The organism is Enterobacter sp. FW301-JW81 (assembly GCF_058788735.1).
Genome location: NZ_JBYTBA010000001.1, coordinates 832,297 through 849,060, shown reverse-complemented (window position 1 = coordinate 849,060; position 16,764 = coordinate 832,297). Strand labels below are relative to the sequence as shown.

At 56.5% G+C, this 16,764-nt stretch carries 16 protein-coding genes; 7 read left to right on the top strand and 9 right to left on the bottom strand.

All coding sequences use genetic code 11. The features are described from left to right. Positions 1–4 precede the first annotated feature (4 nt). The gene (gene dcp / locus AC3WOK_RS04150) at positions 5–2,038 is read right to left on the bottom strand and encodes a peptidyl-dipeptidase Dcp (RefSeq protein WP_492353989.1); all 2,034 of its coding nucleotides are present in this window, start codon (positions 2,036–2,038) and stop codon (positions 5–7) included. A 142-nt stretch (positions 2,039–2,180) separates the two neighbouring features. Here dcp and ydfG point away from each other — a divergent pair, with 142 nt between their 5' ends. Both ydfG and AC3WOK_RS04140 read left to right on the top strand, forming a co-directional pair. Continuing rightward, on the top strand, positions 2,181–2,927 hold the full coding sequence (gene ydfG / locus AC3WOK_RS04145) for a bifunctional NADP-dependent 3-hydroxy acid dehydrogenase/3-hydroxypropionate dehydrogenase YdfG (RefSeq protein WP_063431503.1): 747 nt from the start codon (positions 2,181–2,183) through the stop codon (positions 2,925–2,927). Positions 2,928–3,018: 91 nt separating this feature from the next. Next, entirely contained in the window at positions 3,019–3,705 is a 687-nt protein-coding gene (locus tag AC3WOK_RS04140; RefSeq protein WP_047348670.1) for a GntR family transcriptional regulator, read from the top strand. A 35-nt stretch (positions 3,706–3,740) separates the two neighbouring features. Here the strand turns inward: AC3WOK_RS04140 and AC3WOK_RS04135 are convergent, their stop codons facing one another. Continuing rightward, complete coding sequence (locus AC3WOK_RS04135) at positions 3,741–4,172, bottom strand: universal stress protein (RefSeq protein ID WP_059311321.1); 432 nt, start codon at positions 4,170–4,172, stop codon at positions 3,741–3,743. Between the two features lie 286 nt (positions 4,173–4,458). On the opposite strand from AC3WOK_RS04135, the gene ydfZ reads away from it, so the two are divergent. Further along, positions 4,459–4,662, top strand: a complete 204-nt coding sequence (gene ydfZ / locus AC3WOK_RS04130; RefSeq protein WP_025757991.1) for a putative selenium delivery protein YdfZ — start codon at positions 4,459–4,461, stop codon at positions 4,660–4,662. A gap of 43 nt (positions 4,663–4,705) precedes the next feature. Here ydfZ and AC3WOK_RS04125 read toward each other — a convergent pair whose 3' ends face one another. The 6 genes from AC3WOK_RS04125 to AC3WOK_RS04100 all read right to left on the bottom strand — a co-directional run bounded on the left by AC3WOK_RS04125 (position 4,706) and on the right by AC3WOK_RS04100 (position 11,889). Further along, on the bottom strand, positions 4,706–6,169 hold the full coding sequence (locus tag AC3WOK_RS04125) for a mannitol dehydrogenase family protein (protein WP_492353988.1): 1,464 nt from the start codon (positions 6,167–6,169) through the stop codon (positions 4,706–4,708). Between the two features lie 236 nt (positions 6,170–6,405). Next, positions 6,406–7,740, bottom strand: coding sequence for an MFS transporter (locus AC3WOK_RS04120; RefSeq protein WP_059311319.1), 1,335 nt, complete (start codon positions 7,738–7,740; stop codon positions 6,406–6,408). A gap of 24 nt (positions 7,741–7,764) precedes the next feature. Further along, on the bottom strand, positions 7,765–9,129 hold the full coding sequence (locus AC3WOK_RS04115) for an MFS transporter (protein WP_063431505.1): 1,365 nt from the start codon (positions 9,127–9,129) through the stop codon (positions 7,765–7,767). A 73-nt stretch (positions 9,130–9,202) separates the two neighbouring features. Then, the gene (locus AC3WOK_RS04110) at positions 9,203–10,222 is read right to left on the bottom strand and encodes a Zn-dependent oxidoreductase (protein WP_447855548.1); all 1,020 of its coding nucleotides are present in this window, start codon (positions 10,220–10,222) and stop codon (positions 9,203–9,205) included. A gap of 14 nt (positions 10,223–10,236) precedes the next feature. Then, positions 10,237–11,451, bottom strand: coding sequence for a D-mannonate dehydratase ManD (gene manD / locus AC3WOK_RS04105; RefSeq protein WP_059311316.1), 1,215 nt, complete (start codon positions 11,449–11,451; stop codon positions 10,237–10,239). 111 nt (positions 11,452–11,562) lie between these two features. Beyond that, positions 11,563–11,889 (bottom strand): YnfA family protein, encoded by a 327-nt coding sequence (locus AC3WOK_RS04100; RefSeq protein WP_023330304.1) that lies wholly within the window; start codon positions 11,887–11,889, stop codon positions 11,563–11,565. A 152-nt stretch (positions 11,890–12,041) separates the two neighbouring features. Here AC3WOK_RS04100 and AC3WOK_RS04095 point away from each other — a divergent pair, with 152 nt between their 5' ends. Next, positions 12,042–12,380 carry a DUF1283 family protein gene (locus tag AC3WOK_RS04095; protein WP_047348677.1) on the top strand — a complete coding sequence of 113 codons (339 nt, stop codon included), beginning with the start codon at positions 12,042–12,044 and terminating at the stop codon, positions 12,378–12,380. Next, positions 12,380–12,940, top strand: coding sequence for a spermidine N1-acetyltransferase (speG, locus tag AC3WOK_RS04090; RefSeq protein WP_047348678.1), 561 nt, complete (start codon positions 12,380–12,382; stop codon positions 12,938–12,940). The genes AC3WOK_RS04095 and speG overlap by 1 nt, the downstream gene beginning before the upstream one ends. A gap of 143 nt (positions 12,941–13,083) precedes the next feature. Here speG and AC3WOK_RS04085 read toward each other — a convergent pair whose 3' ends face one another. Then, complete coding sequence (locus AC3WOK_RS04085) at positions 13,084–13,800, bottom strand: YnfC family lipoprotein (RefSeq protein WP_047348679.1); 717 nt, start codon at positions 13,798–13,800, stop codon at positions 13,084–13,086. A gap of 98 nt (positions 13,801–13,898) precedes the next feature. Between AC3WOK_RS04085 and AC3WOK_RS04080 the strand changes: the two genes are divergently transcribed. Continuing rightward, positions 13,899–14,165, top strand: a complete 267-nt coding sequence (locus tag AC3WOK_RS04080) for a DUF1161 domain-containing protein (RefSeq protein ID WP_492353987.1) — start codon at positions 13,899–13,901, stop codon at positions 14,163–14,165. A gap of 131 nt (positions 14,166–14,296) precedes the next feature. Next, a complete protein-coding gene (ynfE, locus tag AC3WOK_RS04075; RefSeq protein WP_063956149.1) occupies positions 14,297–16,735 on the top strand; it encodes a selenate/tellurate reductase subunit YnfE in 2,439 nt (812 codons plus the stop codon). Positions 16,736–16,764 lie beyond the last annotated feature (29 nt).

Sequence of the window (16,764 nt, the reverse complement as noted above, 5' to 3'; positions counted from 1 at the left end):
AACGCTATTCGCTCAACCCGCGATTCTCCAGCATCGGTTCAATCTTCGGATCGTGCCCGCGCCAGTTCCGGTACAGCTCCGCTAAATCCGTGCTGTTACCGCTAGACAAAATCGCCTCGCGGAATTTCTGCCCGTTTTCACGCGTCAGGCCGCCCTGCTCGACAAACCACTGGTAGCCATCGTCCGCGAGCATTTGCGTCCACAGGTAGGCGTAATACCCTGCCGCGTAGCCCCCGCCAAAAATATGGGCAAAATAGCTGCTGCGATAGCGCGGCGGCACGGCGGGCAGATCCAGCCCCTCTTTTTTCAACGCTGCCGCTTCAAAATCTTCCACGCTCGACACGGCCTCACCGATGCCGTGCCAGCTCATGTCCAGCAGCGCGGCCCCCAGCAGCTCCGTCATGTCATAGCCCTTGTTGAAATGCGTCGCGTTGAGCATGCTTTCCCGCAGCGCGTCCGGCATCGGTTCGCCGGTTTCGTAATGGCGGGCATAGTGGGTAAACACCAGCGGGTGGCTGGCCCAGTGCTCGTTGATTTGCGACGGGAATTCAACGAAGTCACGCGGGGTATTGGTGCCGGACAGCGTGGCGAAGCGCTGGCTGGCAAACAGGCCGTGCAGCGTATGGCCAAACTCGTGGAAGAGGGTTATCACATCGTCCCAGGAGAGAAGCGCGACGCCGCCGTTAGCCGGTTTTTGGTAATTACAGACGTTGTAGATCACCGGACGGGCAGCAAACTCGAAGGATTGCTCGACGAAATTCCCCATCCACGCCCCGCCCTGCTTGGAATCGCGCGCAAAGAAGTCGCCGTAAAACAGCGCCATGCCTTCTCCCGTATGGTCGAAAATCTCCCATACGCGGACGTCCGCGTGATAAACCGGAATATCGAAGCGCTCGACGAAGCGGATGCCAAACAGCTGGCTGGCCGCCCAGAATACGCCATCCTGCAGCACGGTGTTGAGCGCAAAATAGGGCCGGATTTGCGACTCATCGAGGGCATATTTTGCCTGGCGCACGCGCTCCGCGTAAAAAGCCCAGTCCCAGGCCTGCACGGTGAAACCACCCTGCTCGTCATTAATGACCTTCTGAATATCGGCCTGCTCGCGTTCCGCGCGGGCGCGGGCGGCAGGCACAATGCCGCGCATAAACTCCAGCGCGGCCTCCGGAGTTTTCGCCATCTGATCGGCGATGCTCCAGCTGGCGTAATCCTCAAAGCCCAACAGGCGAGCCTGTCGCGCGCGCAGCGCCGTCAGGCGAAGGATCAGCGCGCGGGTGTCGTTTTCATCCCCTTTCTGGGTACGCGTCCAGCCTGCGTTGAACAGGTTTTCGCGCGTCTGACGGTCGCGCAGCGCTGAAAGCGCAGGCTGCTGGGTGGTGTTCAGAAGCGGGATCAGCCAGCGATCCTTTAGCCCTCGCTCCGCAGCAGCCTGCGCAGCGTCAGCGATCTCAGCGGCGCTCAGCCCATCAAGCTGGTGCGCATAATCCACCACCAGCCCGCCCGTCTTATCGGCAGCCAGCAGACGCTGATTAAACTGGCTGGTCAGGGAGGCCGCCTCGGTATTCAGCGCCTTCAGCTCGGCTTTTTCTGCCTCATTCAGACGCGCGCCGGCCAGAATAAACCGCTGATACATCTCCTCTACCAGCCGGTGTGATTCGGCATCCAGCGCGGCGCGGTCCTGCCAGACGCTCTCAACGCGGGCGAAAAGCACGTCGTTCAGCCAGATATCGTTCGCCAGTTCGGCAAGCTCGGTAGAGAACTGTTCCTCCAGCTCCTGCAGGTACGCATTGGTGTGAGCGGAGGTCATGGCGAAGAAAACGCTGCTGACGCGCGAGAGCAAAGCGCCGCTTTTCTCCAGCGCCAGTACGGTATTGTTGAAATCTGGGGCAGCCGTTTGAGAGATAATGGCGTCAACGTCCGCCCGCTTCTGACGCAGGGCTTCATCGAAAGCCGGACGATAATGGCTGTCGTTGATTTCATCAAAATGGGGAGCCTGGTATGGCAACAGGCTGATTTCAAAAAAGGGATTAGTGGCCGTCATCTTTCACTCCTGAGTACGGGTATTCTCCCAGAGTAGGCCAGGCCGCCATCCCCTGCAATGCCGTCATACAAATGTTGCCTTAACGCACCCTCTGCGGCCGTGCTATGTTAGTACAACACAAAAAGCGTTGAGGAACAGTGAGATGATTATTTTAGTTACCGGGGCAACGGCAGGTTTTGGTGAAAGCATCACGCGTCGCTTCGTCGCCAACGGGCATAAGGTTATTGCGACCGGTCGCCGTCAGGAACGTCTGCAGGAGCTGAAAGACGAGTTAGGCGACAGTATCCTGACCGCGCAGCTGGACGTACGTAACCGCGCGGCCATTGAAGAGATGATTGCCAACCTGCCCGCCGAGTGGCGCGCCATCGACGTGCTGGTCAACAATGCCGGTCTGGCGCTGGGCATGGAGCCCGCCCATAAAGCCAGCGTGGAAGACTGGGAAAACATGATCGACACCAACAATAAAGGGCTGGTCTATATGACCCGCGCGGTCCTGCCGGGCATGGTCGAGCGCAACCGCGGCCACATTATCAATATCGGCTCTACCGCCGGGAGCTGGCCTTACGCAGGCGGCAACGTCTATGGCGCGACGAAAGCGTTCGTGCGCCAGTTCAGCCTTAACCTGCGTACCGATCTGCACGGCACCGCCATTCGCGTCACCGATATCGAGCCGGGTCTGGTAGGTGGCACCGAGTTTTCCAACGTCCGATTCAAAGGCGATGACGCGAAAGCGGGCAAAACCTACGAAAATGCTAACGCGCTGACGCCGGAAGATGTCACCGAAACGGTGTGGTGGGTGGCGACGCTGCCAAAACACGTCAACATCAATACCGTAGAAATGATGCCAGTCAGCCAGAGTTTTGGCGGACTTAGCGTTCATCGTGGCTAAATCTGCCCTTCCCGGCCTGCGGGCCGGGTCTGTTTCGGGTCATAAAAGAATGGTAGTATGTTCAGGCTAACTCTCTGAGAAATGACAACTCATGGCCGCTGAATCGCAACTTAATCCTACCCAGCCCGTTAACCAGCAAATCTATCGCATTTTGCGACGTGATATTGTCCACTGCCTGATCCCGCCGGGAACGCCGCTCTCTGAAAAAGAGGTGTCCGTGCGTTTTGACGTTTCCCGCCAGCCGGTGCGTGAAGCCTTTATTAAGCTTGCGGAAAACGGTCTGATTCAGATCCGCCCGCAGCGCGGTAGCTACGTGAACAAAATTTCACTTTCTCAGGTTCGTAACGGGTGTTTCGTTCGTCAGGCCATTGAATGCGCGGTGGCGCGGCGCGCCGCGGCGCTCATCAACGACAACCAGTGTTACCTGCTGGAGCAGAACCTCCATCAGCAGCGCATTGCGATTGACCGCAAGCAGCTCAATGACTTCTTCCAGCTTGATGATGAATTCCACCAGAAACTGGCGCAAATTGCGGATTGCCAGCTGGCCTGGGACACCATCGAAAACATCAAGGCCACCATCGACCGCGTGCGTTACATGAGTCTCGATCACGTCTCTCCCCCGGAAATGCTGCTCCGGCAGCATCATGATATTTTCAGCGCGCTTGAAAAACGCGACCAGGACGGCGTGGAAAAAGCGATGACGCTGCACCTGCAGGAAATTAGCGAGTCCGTGCAGCTTATTCGTCAGGAAAATAGCGAGTGGTTTAGCGAAGAGTAATATTACGCCGCCCCCTTTCGGGCGCGGCGACAGGGTTAGCGAACGACTAATACCGGAATAGTGGCGTAGCGCAGGATTGTTTCGGCATTTGAGCCCAGCAAATGCGTAGTGATGCTCGGATTTTTCGACCCGATGACGATGACGTCATATTCTCCCTCTTTGCTGAGCTTGATGATCTCATCGCGGACGTTGCCAAAGCGAACCATGCTGTGAATATTCTCAGGGGAGATATCGAACAGCCTTTTAAGCTCGTTCATTTTCTTCCCGGATTCTGCGGTCATATACTCTTCAAACTTTTTAATATCGGCATTGAATCCCCGCAGCAGAGACCGACTGCTGGCAGGCAGAATGTTGACCAGGGTAATCGAGGCGCCCTCAGCCTTCGCAAGGTTAGCCGCGTGGCGCACCGCTTTGTCGCTCAAATCCATTTCAAACACATCAACAGGCATCAAAATCTTCTTATACATAAGCCTGACTCCTTATTCCGATGAAGGGTTATTTCCTGAACCCAGCATGACACCGGGAATATAAACCAACCCTCAACGCTTCCCTGTCGAAACTATCAGTAAAAGAAAATAACTGTCTGGTTTGTAAATTACCGTCGTGAACGGTCAGCGCCCGGCACAATAAAGAAAAAAGTGTGAGTTTGATCAAAAACAAAAAAATGAAGCGCGGACAGGCGTATTTATATGCCCCGTGAACGGCAAACCTGAAATAGCGCCGTAACGAACAGGTTAGAGAGGAGAAAATACCATGATGACATACGACCGTAACCGCAATGCAATCACCACTGGCAGCCGCGTCATGATCAGCGGCACAAACCAGTTCGGCGTGATTAAAGCGATCCACAGCGACGGTCTCAATGCCGAGCAGGTGCGTCGTAGTAAAACGGTGGAAGTGGAAGGATGCGAAGGTAAGTTCGAACCGATCGAGCTGATTCGCCTGGGCATGCACTAAACCGCGTGCAGACATGCCGCCGCGCACGGCGGCATGTGCCGAATTACCGTTGAGACACGTACTGGGCCACGGTCGCTTTCGCGCCCTTTTGCAGTAAAGTCTGGTATGCCTTCATCACCGCATCAACAAAGACTGATTCCTGCGGTAATTCTTTGCCGAAGATGGCCTCGATGCCGAGCAGCGCGTTGACTCGACTTTCCCCCTCCGTACTTCCCTTCACTGCCGCCTGAATAACCGCCAACTGCGGGTCGCTCACGTCGATGGCGTTACCCTGCTCATCCACGCCGCCGACATAGCGCATCCAGCCGGCCACGCCCAGCGCCAGCAGCGGGAAAGGTTTCTGATGCACGAGGTGCCAGCGCACCGAATCCAGCATACGCTGTGGAAGCTTCTGGCTGCCGTCCATTGCAATTTGCCAGGTTCGGTGGCGCAGGGCCGGGTTGCTGTAGCGGGCAATCAGCAGATCGGCATAGCGCGCTAGATCAACGCCTTTCACTTTTAAGGTTGGCGCCTGCTCGTTAAGCATCAGCTCGTGGGCGGCGACGCGGTAGTTCTCATCTTCCATGCACTCGTTGATATGCTGATAACCCGCCAGATAGCCCAGGTACGCCAGGAACGAGTGGCTGCCGTTGAGCATGCGCAGCTTCATCTCTTCAAACGGAATGACGTCCGACACCAGCTCGGCTCCGGCCTTTTCCCATTCGGGACGCCCGGCGACAAAGTTATCTTCAATCACCCACTGGCGGAACGGTTCACAGGCCACCGCGGCGGGATCGCGTACGCCGGTCAGTTGTTCGATTTTATCCAGCGTATCGGACGTAACCGCGGGCACGATACGATCCACCATGGTGGACGGGAAGGTAACGTGAGCTTCGATCCAATCCGCCAGCTCGCCGTCTACCGCACGAGCGTAAGCGCACGTCACGTTGCGCATCACGTGGCCGTTCTCCGGCATGTTGTCGCAGGACATCACGCTGAACGCAGGCAGGCCCGCCGCCTTGCGCCGCGCCAGCGCTTCAACGACCACGCCAGGCGCGGATTTTGGCTGGTGCGGGTTTTGCAGGTCGGCAACGATAAACGGGTGATCGAGCATCAGTTGTCCGGTCGCCGGCGAATGACAGTACCCTTTCTCGGTGATGGTCAGCGAGACAATCGCCACCTGCGGTTCGCACATCGCGGCCAGCACGGTCTCGAGCCCGTCGACCTGCGCATGCAGCGCATTTTTGACGACGCCAACCACGCGGGATGTCCACGCATCGGCGGACATTTCCGCCACGGTATAGAGCTTATCCTGCGCGTTCAGATCGGCAATCTGCTGCTCGCCGCCAATCAGGTTTACTTCACAGTAGCCCCAGTCGCTTCTGTGTTCAGCCGCGAGAATGTCGGCATACACTGCCTGATGCGCGCGGTGAAAAGCGCCAAACCCTAAATGAACAATGCGTGCTTTAAGGCTGTTGCGATCGTACTGAGGCAGCGTCGCCCTGGCCTGTAATAACGTGTTTTCCATGATTATGACTCGTTAATTAGAAAGCTGTGGATCGCTGCCGCTTTTTGTGAAGCGGCAGCGTCTGCTGACTACACCAACTAGAATGGCAGTCGAGGTAAGAGATTGCTGCCATCCACCATACTGATAATGCCGTTTGTGATTTTGATTTATATTAACTTTTGGTCATGTGGTGTGACATAAACATCAAGCTGTGTGACAGGTTTCAAAAGATATAAACCAAAACCTCTCTTCTGAACTTAATGTTTTCCCCACTCCTGATACTCGCTCTCGCGCCGACGAGGCGCAGTTTCAGGCAGGGTCAACAGGCCCACCACCGAGATCGCGCCAAGGACAATCACGTAGGCCGCCATGCCATAGTAGTGGCCGTGCGTCATTTGCAATATTTTAACCGCCACCAGGCCGAGAACGCCGCTGCCAATCAGCGAGCCCACCTGCCAGATCAGCGCAATGCCGCTACAGCGGATATGGGTCGGGAACAGTTCCGGAAAATAGGATGCCTGCGGGGCATAGCACATGCTGTGGCCGAAGGTAATCACGGCAATCATCGCTATTTGCGTCAGCCAGTAGCTGTCCTGATTGATAGCCATAAAGAACGGCACGATAGCCACTACCTGCAGAAGTGCACCCATAATGTAAACCGGCTTGCGGCCAATCCTGTCGCTGAGCGCACCCATGAGCGGAATCGCAAAAATCTCCAGCAGAACAGCGACGATCATCGTTTCCATCAGGATCGTGGCGCTGAGACCGTTGGCTTTCCCGTAGGCCAGCACGATAACCGTAAACATCGCGAACGTGCAGGCTTCGATTAGCTTGGCACAAACGCCTTTTGCCACAATGCCCGGATAATCTCGTACCACTTCTATCACCGGGCGAGACTCTACGGCTTTGGTCTCACGGATTTTGGCAAACACCGGTGACTCATCGATGCGCAGACGAATAAACAAACCAACCAGCACCAGCACCGCGCTGAGTAGGAACGGAATGCGCCAGCCGTAGCTCATCATCTCTTCAGGCGTCAGGACGATGTTGAGCAAGGCAAACAAGGCCATCGGCAGCAGAAAACCCGCCGGCGCCCCCACCTGTACCCAGCTGGCAAAGAATCCGCGTCGTTTGGGCGTGGAGTATTCTGCCGTCATCAGGACCGCGCCCGCCTGTTCGCCGCCCACGCCAAATCCCTGCAGTATGCGGATCAAAATCAGTAACACCGGCGCCCAGATGCCAATTTTTTCATACGTAGGCAGAAGGCCGATACAAAATGTCCCTAGCCCGACGATCAGGATAGTCATTACCAGCGCTTTTTTACGTCCGACTTTGTCGCCGATATGACCGAACACAATGCCGCCGACAGGACGAGCCAGGAAGCCCACCGCATAGGTTGCGAAGGCGGCAAGCGTGCTAATCAGCGGGTCGCTGCTCGGGAAAAAAAGATGACCGAAAAACAGCACCGCGGCCGTGCCATAGGCAAAGAAGTCGTAATACTCGGCCGCGGTACCAATCGCCGAAGCGGTCGCCACGCGCTTGATAACAGGGGTGTTATCCACTTCATTGTTTACATCAACTGAACTCACCATGTGTTTGTTCCTGCCAAAAAGAGGTTAAATGAATCGCGTGCTGCGTTGGGATAACCCCTGCTGCGCCGTGTGTTCCGCAGCGTCTTCTGCAAGACTCAAATCACGGTCGCGCACCTCTGGCATCAGGAGCGCCGAGATCAGCCCAATCACGGAATAGGCCACCAGCATGGCAACAATGGGCCACCAGGAGCCGGTCATATTGCAGAAGATCCCCGCCAGCACCGGACCAAAGCCCACCGCCACCAGACCGCCCGCCTCTTTTGAGATAGCCATGCGGGTAAAGCGATTCCGTGAACCAAACATCTCCGCCATGGTGATATTTTCCAGCGCAAACAGCCCCAGTACGGCGAAGTTATGGATAACGATGATAGAGAGCATGATCGTTCCCGGCGCATAGCTTTTATCGACGATGATCGACAGCATCGGATAGGCGAGAATAATGGCCGAGATATTGAGGATAATGTACGGCAAACGGCGCCCAACTTTATCAGAAAGCCAGCCCAGCAGCGGGATGGAGATAAACCCGAGAATGGAGCTGATCATCAGCGCGTCGGTAGGGATGGCTTTATCGAACAGCAGCGTCTGGACCAGATACCCGGCGAGGAAGGTCTGGATCAGCCCCGAGTTACCCGCCTGACCAAACCGCAGTCCGGTCGCCAGCCAGAAGGATTTACTTTTCACCATTGAGCCCAGCGAGGTGTCCGGCACCGCGCGTTCTTCGTCATTTACTTTCTCGAAGACCGGGCTCTCTTTCAGGTTCATTCGCAGCCAGATAGCGAAAATCATCACCACAACGCTGGCGAGGAACGGCACGCGCCAGCCCCAGGCGAGCAGCTGTTCGCGGTCGAGGGCAAAGAACATAATGGCCCAGATAGCCGTTGCGCTCAGCGTCCCGCAGTTGGTGCCCATCGCCACCAGCGAGGAGATGATGCCGCGTTTTCCTTTTGGCGCATACTCCGCCAGCATGGTCCCGGCCCCGGAGATCTCGGCCCCGGCACCCAGCCCCTGAATAATACGCAGCGTTACCAGCAGAACCGGGGCGAAAATACCGATCTGCGCGTAGGTCGGCAGAACGCCAATCAGCGTGGTGCAGATCCCCATCATGGTGATGGTGATAAACAGCACCTTCTTGCGGCCGATGCTGTCGCCCATTCGGCCGAAAATAAAGGCCCCGACGATGCGCGCAATATAGCCCGCGCCGTAAGTTCCCATCGCCAGGATCAGCGCCATCGCGGCAGACTGTTCCGGGAAGAAGATCTCATGGAAGACCAGGGCCGCCCCCAGCGAGTAAAGCTGAAAGTCCATAAACTCCAGGGCGGTGCCCAGCCAGCCGGAAACGGCGGCTTTCACCAGATCGGAGGTGGTTCTTTGAGGTTGTGCTTGCGTCATAATGGCTATCTCTGAAAGGTAAGATGCGTACCACTTAGAGCCTGTCTGCGCAGGCTCTTAACCGCTTATAGGATTATTGGCCGAACGTGAGTAACACTTTGCAGCACTGCCGCTGGTCTTTCTCAAACAGTTCGATGGCGTCTGTAACGTGTTGATAGTCAAAGGTATGGGTAACCAGTTTTTCGGGGTCGATTAGCCCCTTTTCCAGCCAGTCGATGACGACCGGGAATTTGTTGGCATTCAGGCGCGAGGAGAATATCGCCAGCTCTTTGCCGGTGATGCCCTGCTGAACGACCTGGCTCGGCTCGCTGGAGAAGCCCATCAGCACGATGCGCGCCGCCGGAGAAGCGAGGGTTACCGCCTCCTGCAAAATCGTCGGATGGCAGGCAGCATCAATGATTAACGTCGGTTTAATGCCTTTTTCGTCCAGCGCGGCCTGCAGCGACTGCTCGCAGTTATTCAAGACCCAGTCTGCGCCGCTGCGCTGTGCCATCGCCAGCCGTTCGTCTATGCGGTCAACCACGATAACCTGCTTCACCTTGTAGACGCCCTTCAGCGCCTGAACGGTGACCAGCCCCATCGGGCCCGCGCCGTAAATCAGCGCAACGTCCTGTTCAGTGGGACTGGCCTGCCCAGTCACGTTGGCGGCAATAGTGAAGGGCTCAACCATGACGGCGTGTTTATCCGGGATCGCATCCGGGATGGGCCAGGCATTTTTAGCGGGCACTGCTGCATATTCGCTGAACCCGCCGTCGCGGTGAACGCCCAGCACCACCAGCGAGGTGCAGACGTTAGGCTTACCCACGGAGCACGGGTAGCAGTGCCCGCAGCTGATCACCGGATCGACCGAGACGCGCTGGCCCAGGCGCGCGCTGTCAACGCCCTCGCCCACGGCGTCAATCACGCCAAAAAACTCATGGCCGATGACGCGCGGATACTTCGCAAACGGGTTATGCCCGCGGTAGATGTGGCTGTCTGAACCGCAAATCCCGGCCAGTTTAACCTTAACGCGCACTTCACCTGCGCCCGGCAGCGGGAGTGGACGCTCTTCAATAACCAGCTGGTTCGGCTGTTGAATCACTACGCTTTTCATCGTTCGCTCCTCGTTTACCAGTTCCACAGCGTGCCGTCTTCAAGGCGGGCGACCGGCAGATAGGCAGGATCGTACGGATACTTCGCTGCCAGTTTTTCATCAAATTCGATGCCCAGGCCCGGCTTGTCGCCCGGATGCATATAGCCATTATCAAACCGCCAGCTGTGCGGGAAGACCTCCAGCATCTGTTCGGAATAGCCCATATATTCCTGCACGCCAAAGTTCGGTACCCACAGGTCGAAATGCAGCGCGGCCGCGTGGCACACTGGCGACAGATCCGACGGGCCGTGTGAGCCGGTACGCACCTGGTAGAGCGAAGCGAAGTCCGCGATGCGACGCATCCCGGTGATCCCGCCCGCGTGGGTAATGGTGGTGCGGATATAGTCGATAAGCTGCTCTTCTATAAGCTGCTTGCAGTCCCAGATGCTGTTGAACACTTCGCCCACCGCAATTGGCGTGACGGTGTGCTGGCGGATAAGACGGAAGCAGGCCTGGTTCTCCGCCGGCGTTGGGTCCTCCATCCAGAACATGCGGAATTCCTCAATGCTCTTGCCGAAGCGCGCCGCTTCGATCGGCGTCAGGCGGTGGTGCATGTCGTGCAGAAGATGCTCGTTGAAGCCGAACTGATTGCGCACCGCGTCGAACAGCTTCGGTGTGAAATCGAGGTATTTTTCGGTGGACCAGAGCTGCTCTTCCGGCCAGTCGCCTTTGGTCGCAGGCTCATAGGCCAGCCCTTTCCCTTTGGCCATACCGTAGGTGGTTTTCATGCCCGGCACGCCGCACTGCACGCGGATCGCCTTAAAGCCCATTTCTTTATGGCGGGCGTAATCTTCCAGCACGTCGTCAATGGTGTGGCCGGTAGTGTGACAGTAGACCATCACTCCTTCACGGGAGGCTCCGCCAAGCAGCTGATAAAGCGGCATGTTGGCGGCTTTGGCTTTGATGTCCCACAGCGCCATATCCACGGCGGAGATGGCCGACATGGTGACCGGGCCGCGTCGCCAGTAAGCGCCCTTATAGAAAAACTGCCAGATATCTTCAATGCGGTGCGCATCGCGGCCAATCAGCTGGGGGCAAAGGTGATCCTTCAGGTAAGAGGCCACGGAGAGCTCGCGACCGTTCAGCGTAGCGTCACCGAGGCCGACAATCCCCTCATCGGTGGTGATTTTTAGGGTGACAAAGTTCCGCCCCGGGCAGGTAACAAACACGTCAGCCGCGACAATCTTCATAATTCCTTTCCTTACATCGTTCGTTGTGATGCTGGAAATTTACCCACCAACCCTACTACCATACAAGTATAACGATCATAAAATCAGCGAACGATCACAAAATCCGGTGGCTCAGGCCCGCCCCCATCCCGCCACAATAATCAGCATACCGCACAGGGCAATCAGCGCGCCGGCCCAGTCGTACGCGCTGAGCCTGACGCCGTCCACCACGCGTAACCACAGCAGCGCCGTACAGACATAGACCCCGCCGTAAGCCGCATAAACGCGGCCGCTGGCCGCCGGATGCAGCGTTAACAGCCAGACGAATAGGGCCAGCGCAACGCCCGCCGGGATCAGCAGTAATGCGCTTCCCCCCTTCTTCAGCCAGAGCCAGGGCAGGAAGCAGCCGATGATTTCGCAGAGCGCGGTGGCAAAAAAAAGCAGCGTCGTTTTAAGCATATTTCACATCAGGTGAGGATTTATTTAGACATCATACCTGATGATGCCCTTTACTTTTCCATACTTGCTCCGCGGGTATGCCGTGATTTCGCTTTGGTGTAGAATCTGTACGGGGTAACTTGATTATCTGCACCCATTTAAAAGGAAACGCTATGACCACATTAAGCAAACGCCTTTGTCTGACAGCCGTGCTGGCGCTGTCATCGTTCGCCTTTGCCGCCTCTGCGACAGCGGAAACCAGCAAGCTCATTATTGAGTCTGGTGACAGCGCGCAGAGCCGTCAGAACGCCGCCATGGACAAAGAACAATGGAATGACACCCGTAACCTTCGTCAGAAGGTTAACAAACGTGCTGAAAAAGAGTGGGACAAGGAAGATGTCGCTTTTGACGCGCGCGATAAGTGTCAGCAAAGCGCAAACGTCAACGCTTACTGGGAGCCTAACACCCTGCGCTGCCTGGATCGCCGCACTGGCCGTACGGTAGCTCCATAATGTCGGCTCCCTGTGACATTAAGCTCCGCCCGCTGGAGCGTGAAGACCTGCGCTTTGTCCACCAGCTCGACAACAATGCCAGCGTAATGCGCTACTGGTTCGAAGAGCCTTACGAGGCCTTTGTCGAGCTGTCCGATCTCTACGATAAGCACATTCACGATCAGAGCGAACGGCGTTTTGTGGTGGAGTGTGAAGGCGAAAAAGCCGGTCTTGTGGAGCTGGTTGAAATCAACCACGTTCACCGCCGGGCAGAGTTCCAGATCATCATCTCCCCTGAGCATCAGGGAAAAGGCCTTGCCTCACGGGCGGCGAAGCTGGCAATGGATTACGGATTCAACGTTCTGAATCTCTACAAGCTTTACCTGATTGTGGACAAAGAGAACGAGAAAGCGATCCATATCTACCGCAAGCTGGGCTTTATGGTGGAAGGTGAGCTGATTCACGAGTTCTTTATCAACGGTGAATACCGCAATACCATTCGCATGTGCATCTTCCAGCATCAGCACCTGGCCGGACACAAACCGTCAGGTGCCAGCCTGCTGAAACCTACCGCGCAGTGAGATGAATGACAAACCCTGTCATCAACAATCGAGTTGTCTTTCTTGCCGGGTGGCGCTTTGCTTACCCGGCCTACACTGTGCAAAATATGTAGGCCCGTGCAAGCTTAGCGCCGCCGGGCGAAGTAACCTGCGCGGCTTTACTCTCAGTAATATTCGATCGTGTTTTTGATGGTGTACTTGCGCTCCACGGCGGGTTTGACGCTATCGTCCGTGATGGTCAGATCGCAGCTCACCGGATTATTGTGGCGATCGTAGTCGCAGCTCTGCGTCACGTTACCCAGCGGCTTGTCGTTCAGCATGCTGACTGCCGAGTAATCCATTCTCTTGCGCACGTCTTTAGACGGCGTGGCCTGGACGGAAAGATGCTGATCCCCGGAGACGGTGGTTTTGCCCAGCGGATAGCCGTCCGCATCGTAGCGATATTTCACTTCCATCTCTTTGCCGTGCGCCGCCACCACAAAACCGTTGTCGTCGGTATCCCACGTCACGCCGGCTGACGGCAGTTCTGCCAGCTGGCATTTCCCCTGCAGCTTCACTTTCCGCTGCTGGGTTTCCGCATCAAGGTAGTAATTGGCATCCAGCACCAGCGCCACGCCGGTGTTGGCCTCCAGGTCATGCAGCTCCAGCGTATCAAAACACCCTTCCGCCGACACGGTGCCGGCAATCCGTTTGGACACTTCACCCTTCTCGTTGAACAGCGTCTGGGTAAAGTCTTTGACCGGGCCGCGCAGAGGATCAAAATCAAATTCGTTCGAAAAGCTCGCCATCTCGGGCGTAAACGACAGCGGCGCGGAGCTGTTGTCGCACCCCACCAGTGCTGCTGCCAGTAGCGTTATCGCTGCGTATTTCTTCACATTCATTACCGTACAGAGAGATTATTCCCAATCATATTAGCAAATACAGTTGTTTACACGAAGCCTGCTAAAATTAATCTACACACAGAGAAAAGGAGCTACAGATGAAACGGTTACCCTGGATTACCGCCCTGCTGTTAATGAGTGCCTCAACGGCCGCGCTGGCGGCGCCGGATTCCTGCGAGCGCGTGAAAAACGACATTCAGCAGAAAATTATCAACAACGGCGTGCCGGAATCAGGCTTTACGCTGAGCATTGTGCCGAACGACCAGGCCGACCAGCCGGGCACGCAGGTGGTGGGCCATTGTGCTAACGACACCTTTAAAATTTTGTACACCCGTACTGGCAGCGGGGCTGCGGACGCTCAGTAATTTACCCTCAATCCCCGTTGATTTGATGAGGATTAAGATCTCATACCCCCAAATAAGTAACACTCACCCCATCATTAGCCCGGTTGTAATTACGGGAAAAATAATACGCAATTATAATGATGGGGTGAGCCATGTCCGATACTGAACATCACGGCGGAATTAGCCGTCGAACACTCGTGAAATCTACAGCCATAGGTTCTCTGGCGCTTGCCGCCGGCGGTTTGTCGTTGCCCTTTGGCGTGAAACGCGCTGCCGCCGCGGTGCAAAGTGCCATGAACGCTGCCGAAGATAAAGTGGTCTGGGGTGCCTGCTCGGTCAACTGCGGCAGCCGCTGCGCATTGCGACTGCACGTTCGGGACGACGAAGTATACTGGGTCGAAACGGACAACACCGGCGAGGATATTTACGGTAACCATCAGGTGCGCGCATGCCTGCGCGGACGTTCTATTCGCCGTCGCATTAACCATCCTGACCGCCTGAACTACCCGATGAAACGCGTGGGCAAACGCGGTGAAGGCAAGTTTGAGCGCATCACATGGGATGAAGCGCTGAACATCATCACCGCCAGCCTGAAAGACGTGGTGGCCAAATACGGCAACGAAGCGGTTTACATCAACTACTCCTCCGGCATTGTCGGTGGCAACATCACCCGCTCCTCACCTTATGCTTCACTGGTGGCACGCCTGATGAACTGCTACGGCGGCTTCCTGAGCCACTACGGCACCTACAGCACGGCGCAAATCGCCTGCGCGATGCCCTACACCTACGGCAGCAACGATGGTAACAGTACGTCCGACATCGAAAACACCAAACTGGTGGTCATGTTCGGCAATAACCCGGCGGAAACGCGCATGAGCGGCGGCGGGATTACGTACTATCTGGAGCAGGCTCGCGAGCGCTCAAACGCGCGCATGATCGTTATCGACCCGCGCTACACCGACACCGCCGCCGGACGTGAAGATGAATGGATCCCTATTCGTCCGGGCACCGATGCCGCGCTGGTGGCGGGTATCGCCTGGGTCTTGATCGACGAAAATCTGGTCGACCAGCCGTTCCTGGATAAATACTGCGTTGGCTACGACGAAAAAACGCTGCCGGAAGGCGCGCCCGCTAACGGTCACTACAAAGCGTATATTCTCGGTCAGGGTGAGGACAATACGGCGAAAACCCCTGAGTGGGCCTCCCGCATTACGGGCATCCCCGCCGATCGCATCATTAAGCTTGCGCGCGAAATTGGCTCCGCAAAACCGGCCTATATCTGCCAGGGCTGGGGGCCACAGCGTCAGGCGAACGGGGAACTGACCTCCCGCGCGATCGCGATGCTGCCAATCCTGACCGGAAACGTAGGCATCAACGGTGGTAACAGCGGCGCGCGTGAGTCGACGTACACCATTACCATCGAGCGTATGCCGCTACCGGAAAACCCGGTCAAAACGCAAATTTCCTGCTTTAGCTGGACGGACGCCATCGCCCGCGGGCCGGAGATGACCGCCCTGCGCGACGGCGTGCGCGGCAAGGATAAGCTGGATGTGCCGATTAAGTTCATCTGGAACTACGCGGGCAACACCATCATCAACCAGCACTCCGATATCAATAAAACCCACGACATCCTGCAGGATGAAAGCAAGTGCGAAACGATCGTCGTCATCGATAACTTCATGACGTCGTCGGCGAAGTACGCCGATATCCTGCTGCCGGACCTGATGACCGTCGAGCAGGAAGACATCATTCCTAACGATTACGCCGGGAACATGGGCTACCTGATTTTCCTTCAGCCCGTGACCGCGCCGAAGTTTGAACGCAAGCCCATCTACTGGATCATGAGCGAAGTGGCGAAACGCCTCGGCCCGGATGTCCATCAGAAATTCACCGAAGGACGCACGCAGGAGCAGTGGCTGCAGTACCTGTATGCCAAAATGCTCGAAAAAGACCCCAAGCTGCCGTCCTATGACGAACTGAAAAAAATGGGCATTTATAAGCGCAAAGATCCAAACGGGCACTTTGTGGCCTATAAGAAATTCCGCGAGAACCCGGAAGCTAATCCGCTGAAAACGCCGTCGGGCAAGATTGAAATTTACTCCAGCAAGCTGGCGGACATTGCCGCCAGCTGGGAACTGGAAAAAGATGAAACCATCAGCCCGCTGCCCGTCTACGCCTCGACGTTTGACGGCTGGGATGCGCCCGAACGCGAGCAGTTCCCGCTGCAGCTGTTTGGCTTTCACTTCAAGGCCCGTACCCACTCAAGCTACGGCAACGTCGACGTGCTGAAAGCGGCCTGCCGTCAGGAGGTCTGGCTTAATCCTGTTGATGCCGAAAAACGCGGCATTAAGAACGGTGATACGGTGCGCGTCTTTAACGATCGCGGTGAGGTGAGAATTGAAGCGAAAGTCACGCCGCGCATCATGCCCGGCGTGAGCGCCATGGGCCAGGGCGCCTGGCACGACGCCAATATGAACGGTGACCGCATCGACCACGGGTCATGCATCAATACCCTGACCACGCACCGTCCGTCGCCGCTGGCAAAAGGCAACCCGCAGCACACCAATCTGGTGCAGATCGAGAAGGTCTAGAAAGTGAAGCGCATGACCGTGGTTTATTC